The organism is Flavobacterium sp. T50_26 (assembly GCF_057652995.1).
The window spans coordinates 1-251 of record NZ_JBYFCC010000077.1 but is presented as its reverse complement, the minus strand read 5'-3'; the positions used below and the strand labels follow the sequence as shown (position 1 = coordinate 251).

The 251-nt window shown below is 37.8% G+C and carries 1 protein-coding gene; it reads right to left on the bottom strand.

What is annotated here, in order from left to right:
- Positions 1-11 precede the first annotated feature (11 nt).
- Positions 12-251 (bottom strand): reprolysin-like metallopeptidase (locus tag AC23MC_RS16505; protein ID WP_487570663.1); only part of this gene is annotated, 240 nt, incomplete at its 5' end.

Sequence of the window (251 nt, the reverse complement as noted above, 5' to 3'; positions counted from 1 at the left end):
GTTGAACTAGTTTAAATAACAGCATCTGTATTGGCAATTAAAACCATTCTAATAGCAAACTCTTTTTCAAAAACACCAGTCACACGCGTCATTGTGTTATTAATGGCAGCTAAAGCTAAGGCTTTTGTTCCGCCAAAATAGGCAGTATATACTCCTGTAGTTGAAACGGCTAAACGGAATGTTCGTAAAGTGCTGTCGTCCGCATTTGGTCTAAACTTAGATGGGTCAACTTGATTTTGTACTTGGTCTAT